Genomic DNA, 5,538 nt, shown 5'->3' with positions numbered 1-5,538 from the left:
CTGCTTGCGCGAGGAGAACAGCACCAGGGTGCCCCGCGAGCCTTCCACCAGTTCCGGCAGGTCGCGGATGATCGCCGCCGTATGCGCCGGCGCGTCCCGCGGGTCGGCGCGCAGGTCAGGGACTCGCAGCACCCCGGCATCGGCGTGATGGAACGGGCTGGGGACCACCGCAGTCACGGCTTTCTTCGGCAGTCCGGCACGCATGCGGAAGCGGTCGAAGGTGCCCAGGGCGGTCAGGGTCGCCGAAGTCACCAGGGCGCCGTAGGCCACGTTCCACAAATTGCGCCGGAGCATCTCCGCCGCAAGGATCGGGCTGGCGTTGACCTCGATGTCGAACAGCGAGCCGCTCTCGGCCAGGGTCAGCCAACGGGCCATGGGCGGGTTGTCTTCCGGGTCCTCGATGGTGAACGCGGTCCACAGCTCCCAGTTACCCGACGCCCGGGCCAGCAGGCTACCGAACAGCGGATACCACTCTTCGGCCTGGTTGCTGGCGATGCCGATATTGACCTCGCCATCCATGCCTTCCTTGAGCAGCTCGGTGAGGCGGGTGAACAGATCGGTGAGACGGGAGAAGCCCTTCTTCAACTCGATGCCCATCTCACGCATGTGGTCGGGGATCAGCCCGCCGACGAAGCGATGGCGTGGCCGCTCACGGCCTTCCATGTCTTCGCCGGTCTTGAAGTCGGCGATCTGCTCGCAGGCGCTGAACATGAATTGCTGCTGGGTCTTGATCTCTCGCGCCAGCTCCGGCACCTGCTCGATCAAGCGCCCCAGATCCCCCGGCAGCGGGTGCTGGGCCAGCAACTTGGTGAGGTTCTTGGCGGTCTGCTCCAGCCAGTCGGCAGTGGAGCGCAGCCGGGTGTAATGGGCGAAGTGGCCGATGGCCTTGTCCGGCAAGTGGTGGCCTTCGTCGAACACATAGAGGGTGTCGCGCGGGTCCGGCAGCACTGCGCCGCCGCCCAGGGCCAGGTCGGCCAGGACCATGTCGTGGTTGGTGACAATCACGTCCACCTTGCCCATGCCTTCCCGGGCCTTGTAGAAGGCGCACTGGCCGAAGTTCGGGCAATGTCGATTGGTGCACTGGCTGTGGTCGGTGGTCAGGCGTGCCCAATCGGCGTCTTCCAGGGCGGTGGGCCAACTGTCGCGGTCACCGTCCCATTTATTCCCGGCGAGCTTCTCGATCATGCTGGTGAACAGCTTCTGACTGGCTTCATCCACCTCGATCTTGAAGCCTTCTTCCTCGAACAGCTGGGCTGTGGCGGTCTGGGCGTGACCTTCCTGGAGCAGCATGTCGAGCTTGGACAGGCACATATAGCGCCCCCGCCCCTTGGCCAGGGAAAAGCTGAAGTTCAGCCCGCTGTTGCGCATCAGGTCCGGCAGGTCCTTGTAGACGATCTGTTCCTGCAGGGCGACGGTGGCGGTGGCGATCACCAGGCGCTTGCCGGCGGCCTTGGCCGTAGGAATGGCCGCCAGGCTGTAGGCCACCGTCTTGCCGGTACCGGTGCCGGCCTCCACCGCGACCACCGCCGGGTCGCCACTGCGCCGGCCCTCGTCGTCGGTGTCGATATCACCCAGGACCTTGGCCACTTCGGCGATCATCAGGCGCTGGCCGTAACGCGGCTTGAGGCTCTTGGCTTCGAGAAAACGCGAGTAGGCGCCCTGGATCGTGGTTTTGAGTTCGTTGCTGATCATGGTTTTTCGGGCGCACAAAACGCTGGATAAATTTTCAGTGGTTCGAATCGGCCGCTATCATACCCCGCTAATTCACGTCGCGCAGAACGGAGTACCCGAATGACCGCTTTCGCCCTTGCCTACACCCTGCATGTACTGGCCGCCCTGGTCTGGGTGGGCGGCATGTTTTTCGCCTGGATGGTCCTGCGCCCGGCAGCCGTGGCGGCCCTTGAGGGACCGGCGCGACTACAGCTCTGGGCGCAAGTGTTTCCGCGTTTTTTCGTCTGGGTCTGGGCGGCGGTGGTGCTGTTGCCGATCAGCGGTATCGGCCTGCTGCATTTGCGTTTCAGCGGCTTTGAAACCGCGCCGAAGTATGTGCAGATCATGATGGGGCTGTATCTGGTGATGACCGCACTGTTCATCCGCATCCAGTCCCTGCAACTGCCGGAGCTGCGCAAGGCTGTCGCGGCGCAGGACTGGCCGGCCGGTGCTGCGGCGCTGGGCAAGATCCGCCGGCTGGTGGGCAGCAACCTGATCATCGGCCTGGTACTGGTGGCCCTGGCAGCGGCCCGGCCAACCTTCTGAAAGCAACCGCCCGCTACAGGAGCGGGCGGCTGACACAATCCATCTTCTGAGGCTGACTACAAGCGCTGGACTGTCAGCGACCCCGCCTCGCCCACAGGTCCTGGCTGCCCCTGAGCGCCGGGACGCCCGCTTTTGCCGCCGTCAGTTCGGTAGACCAGGCATCCCTTGGACTTGCCCCCGGCCCCCGGCTTGCCGCCGGCACCGGCCAGACCGCCAGCGCCACCATCGACCCAGACCTTGATCTGCTCGCTTGGGTAGTCACGGGGCAACTCCAACCGGACTATCGCGCCCGGTGCGCCCGGACGACCGTCGCCGCCGTTGTCACCATCGGCGCCGCGCCCAGCCTGCCCCCAGGTGCAACCCGGCTCCTGGCCATTGGCGCCATCGAGACCGACATAGCCGGGCGCCCCTGCACCGCCACGGGCATCAACGGACAACTGCTCGGCACTCAGGGATTCGATCCGCAGGTTCAGATTGCGTCCGGGCTTGGCCACTTTCTGATAGGTACCCGGCGCACCACGGGAAGTGATCTGGCTACCAGCGTCCAGTTGCGCATGCCGCACGGTCAGTTGCAGGCTTTGCCCGGTGGGCACGATAGCGATCCGCGCCTCGCGTCCCAGATGCAGGTCATCGACCTTGAGTTCAGTGACATTGGCCGGAATCAGCAAGGTGCCATAGTCGGCCACGTCCAACCGCTCCAATTGCAAAGTGCTGGCGGTATTGGGCAGGCGCATGAGGGAGTTGGTTTCGACCTTGACCACCTGGGCCACGGCCAGGGGACTGCAGAACAGGGCCAGCAGGCAGAGCTTACGCATGGTCGGCCTCGACGACGACAGGAACAGGAAGGGTTTGCAGGTGGAAGATCCCCACCAGCAGGATTTGCAACCGATCACGCCAGGGATGCGCACGGTCCTTGAGGCTGCCATTGAACAGCACCAGTTCCAGCAAATGGGTCAGCAGCAACAGACTGCCCGCCAGATTGACCAGCAGATGCAACGGATTGATCAACGGCTTAGCCAGATTGATCAGCACCACCAGCCAAAAGACCAAGGTCAGAAACTTCCCCAACCCCCATAAGACCTTCATACGCCCCCCTAGTGAATTATTCTTTGCGCGCACAGTAACGACTTATCCCGGGGATAAGCCAGAGGAGGATGAAAATTCTTCCCGAGGCGTTTGTTTAGCGACCGGATCGACGAGGATCGCCGACCCGGCCCGGTTACTTCAACGCTGGATATGCAGCTCTACGCGACGGTTCTGCGCCCGCCCCTGCTCACTGTCGTTATCCGCCACCGGCTGGCTTTCTCCCAGACCCTGGCTGGTGACCTTGTCTGGCGCCAGGCCCTGGCTCAGGAGGAAGGCCGCAACACTGCTGGCGCGACGCTCCGACAGTTTCTGGTTATAGGCATCGGACCCCTGGCTGTCGGTATGCCCGAGCACCTTGATGCTCACCACATCGGCATTGGCCAGCTTGGCCATCAGCCCCTGCAACTGGTTGCGCGCCTCGGCGGTCAACTCCGCGGAGTCGAAGGCGAACAGCACATTGCCCTGGTCACTGAGGGTGATCACTTCCGCAGGTGCGGCAGCCTCGGGCTCCGGCGCCTTGACCACCGCCGGATACTGGGGCAGCGGGCAACCGCGATTGTCCACGGCGGTGTTGGACGGGGTGTCCGGGCAACGGTCGCGACGATCGAACACCCCATCACCGTCCTCGTCACCATCCTGGGCGTAACAGATCAGGCCACCGCCGATCAGCCCCAGGGCCGCGCCTCCAGCCGCCCAGCTACCACTTTCGATGGCTCCCAAGCCACCGCCGGCCAGGCCGCCGAGCAGACTGCAAAGAGGCCAGGTGCGTTGGTTGAGGGGGGCAGTACCATCACTGTGGGTTGCGCAACCGGTCAGCAGGCCGCCGAGCAACAGGACCGGGAACACGGCCCGAGGGAGAAGGTTCATCATGAATGCTCCTGTGTCACCGGCAAGACCGGTCACACAGGAGTAAAGACTGCCATCGACGGCTGCACAAGCCGCGCAGGCAAAGGGCTTCAACGGTTGATCTGGATCTCCGTACGACGGTTCATCGCCCGGCCTTCAGCCGTCTTGTTGTCCGCCACCGGCTGGCTTTCACCGGCTCCGGTCACTGACACGAAACTGTTGCGGGGGATGCCGTTGCTGATCAGGTAGTCCACCACCGAGTGGGCGCGCTTGTCCGAGAGTTTCTGGTTGTAGGCATCGCTGCCGACGCTGTCGGTGTGGCCGGTCACGCGCAGCTGTGCAGTCGGTGCTTCCTGTTTCAAGCGGCTCACTATGGTGTTGAGCTTGGTCTTGTCGGCGTCGGTCAACTTGGCCGAGTCGAAATGAAAGTACACATCGCGAATGACGATGGTTTCTTCCTTGACCACCACGACTTCTTCCACCACCGGTGGCGGCGGAGGGCAACCGTTGGCATCGACCTGTACACCTTTGGGGGTATGCGGGCACTTGTCACGGCTGTCCGGCACACCGTCGCCGTCTTCGTCGCCATCGCCTTTTACCCAGCAGTAGGCACCTGCCAGACCACCGACCACCAGTGCGCCACCGCCCGCCCACGAGGAGCTTTCGGTGGCGCCCAACGCCGCGCCCGTGACGCCGCCGATTGCGGCGCAGATTGGCCAGTCGGTTTTCTGCAAACCTGCACAACCAGTCAACACACTGGTTAACAGAACCAAAGGTACTGCCGTCCGAATGATGCTCATCTGATTTCTCCTGAGGGATCGGCTCGAGGCCGATTCACGGAGTAAAGACTGCGCATTTCATCTGCGCCAGCACCGGGCCAGCACTGGTTTCGCCCCGTAAATACGGGAGGTTCGCTGATTTAGTGGCGAACCGCTCTAGGCCCGAGGATGCCGGCAGGCTAGTCTTGGGCGTTCTGATCGAGGAGCTAAAATGAGCGCCGGAATTTCTACCCGCACACCCCAGCAGGCCCTGGCGGCCTTACTGGACCGTTACGCCCCCCAGCAACTGCTGCTGATCGGCTCCAGCGACTTTCCCGCCCTGGCCGCATTCAAGGAGGCCCACCCCGGTACCGAGGTGGCTCAGGCCGCCCCCGGCCCCTTGCCTGCCCAACTGGCTGCACGGCGCTTCGACCTGGCCCTGGCGGTGGATTGCCTGGAGCATCTGCCCAAGCGCGATGGCCTGAACCTGCTTGGGGGCATTCGCAATCTCAATGCCAGCCGGATCGCCGTGCTGGCCGACCTGTGTGCCTGTGGCTGGCAGGAGACCGACTTTTTCTCCCTGGCCCTGCAG

At 63.7% G+C, this 5,538-nt stretch carries 7 protein-coding genes; 2 read left to right on the top strand and 5 right to left on the bottom strand.

All coding sequences use genetic code 11. From position 1 onward, the window contains the following. A partial coding sequence (dinG, locus tag BLX41_RS29660) for an ATP-dependent DNA helicase DinG (RefSeq protein ID WP_259745354.1) occupies positions 1-1,692 on the bottom strand: 1,692 nt, incomplete at its 3' end. 99 nt (positions 1,693-1,791) lie between these two features. On the opposite strand from dinG, the gene BLX41_RS29655 reads away from it, so the two are divergent. Next, a complete protein-coding gene (locus tag BLX41_RS29655; RefSeq protein WP_123727737.1) occupies positions 1,792-2,256 on the top strand; it encodes a CopD family protein in 465 nt (154 codons plus the stop codon). Positions 2,257-2,312: 56 nt separating this feature from the next. Here the strand turns inward: BLX41_RS29655 and BLX41_RS29650 are convergent, their stop codons facing one another. The 4 genes from BLX41_RS29650 to BLX41_RS37130 all read right to left on the bottom strand — a co-directional run bounded on the left by BLX41_RS29650 (position 2,313) and on the right by BLX41_RS37130 (position 4,988). Then, complete coding sequence (locus BLX41_RS29650; protein WP_123727736.1) at positions 2,313-3,071, bottom strand: collagen-like protein; 759 nt, start codon at positions 3,069-3,071, stop codon at positions 2,313-2,315. Continuing rightward, the gene (locus BLX41_RS29645; RefSeq protein ID WP_123727735.1) at positions 3,064-3,342 is read right to left on the bottom strand and encodes a DUF1145 domain-containing protein; all 279 of its coding nucleotides are present in this window, start codon (positions 3,340-3,342) and stop codon (positions 3,064-3,066) included. The genes BLX41_RS29650 and BLX41_RS29645 overlap by 8 nt, the downstream gene beginning before the upstream one ends. Positions 3,343-3,480: 138 nt before the next feature. Then, positions 3,481-4,209, bottom strand: a complete 729-nt coding sequence (locus BLX41_RS29640; protein ID WP_123727734.1) for a PA1041 family peptidoglycan-binding anchor lipoprotein — start codon at positions 4,207-4,209, stop codon at positions 3,481-3,483. An 89-nt stretch (positions 4,210-4,298) separates the two neighbouring features. After that, positions 4,299-4,988, bottom strand: a complete 690-nt coding sequence (locus BLX41_RS37130) for a PA1041 family peptidoglycan-binding anchor lipoprotein (RefSeq protein WP_123727733.1) — start codon at positions 4,986-4,988, stop codon at positions 4,299-4,301. 190 nt (positions 4,989-5,178) lie between these two features. Here BLX41_RS37130 and BLX41_RS29630 point away from each other — a divergent pair. Continuing rightward, positions 5,179-5,538 (top strand): DUF6231 family protein (locus BLX41_RS29630; RefSeq protein WP_185073849.1); only part of this gene is annotated, 360 nt, incomplete at its 3' end.

It is taken from the genome of Pseudomonas protegens (assembly GCF_003732485.1).
Classification (GTDB): domain Bacteria; phylum Pseudomonadota; class Gammaproteobacteria; order Pseudomonadales; family Pseudomonadaceae; genus Aquipseudomonas; species Aquipseudomonas protegens_B.
Note: the sequence above shows the minus strand (reverse complement) of the source record. Positions and strands in the feature narration are given on the sequence as shown.

What these genes read in the sequence shown, in the direction of transcription:
- BLX41_RS29645 (WP_123727735.1), bottom strand. Translation starts at nt 3,342, where the DNA reads ATGAAGGTCTTATGGGGGTTGGGGAAGTTTCTGACCTTGGTCTTTTGG.
- BLX41_RS29655 (WP_123727737.1), top strand. Translation starts at nt 1,792, where the DNA reads ATGACCGCTTTCGCCCTTGCCTACACCCTGCATGTACTGGCCGCCCTG.
- BLX41_RS29650 (WP_123727736.1), bottom strand. Translation starts at nt 3,071, where the DNA reads ATGCGTAAGCTCTGCCTGCTGGCCCTGTTCTGCAGTCCCCTGGCCGTG.
- BLX41_RS37130 (WP_123727733.1), bottom strand. Translation starts at nt 4,988, where the DNA reads ATGAGCATCATTCGGACGGCAGTACCTTTGGTTCTGTTAACCAGTGTG.
- BLX41_RS29640 (WP_123727734.1), bottom strand. Translation starts at nt 4,209, where the DNA reads ATGAACCTTCTCCCTCGGGCCGTGTTCCCGGTCCTGTTGCTCGGCGGC.